Source organism: Romboutsia sp. 13368, from assembly GCF_018336475.1.
Lineage (GTDB): Bacteria > Bacillota > Clostridia > Peptostreptococcales > Peptostreptococcaceae > Romboutsia.
Map to the genome: position 1 here is coordinate 593,016 of NZ_CP048741.1, position 321 is coordinate 593,336.

At 29.9% G+C, this 321-nt stretch carries 1 protein-coding gene; it reads right to left on the minus strand.

The features are described from left to right. Positions 1-233: transposase (locus G3997_RS02475; protein ID WP_296647551.1), on the minus strand; the 233-nt coding region annotated here is incomplete at its 3' end. Positions 234-321: the final 88 nt, after the last annotated feature.

Genomic DNA, 321 nt, shown 5'->3' on the forward strand with positions numbered 1-321 from the left:
ACCTCTCCAAAATCAGATCGAACTTTCTTATTCCTATGTCCATTTCTTGAGTTTGTAGTATTTTTATTTTGATTATCATACCTGTCATATCCTAGGTGTTCATCAAGCTCCGCTTCTAACATTTCTTGAATTGTTTCTGCAAATAAATCTTTTAACATTTCTTGTACATCTCTTGTTGTTTTAACATCGTATTCTTGTATAAGTTTCTTTAAAATTTCACTTTTGTTTAACATAAAAAGTGTGCACCTTCCTTCGGATAATCTAATTTAATTATCGCACTTTTTGGAAGAATACACACTTTATTTTACAGACCCNTKMATA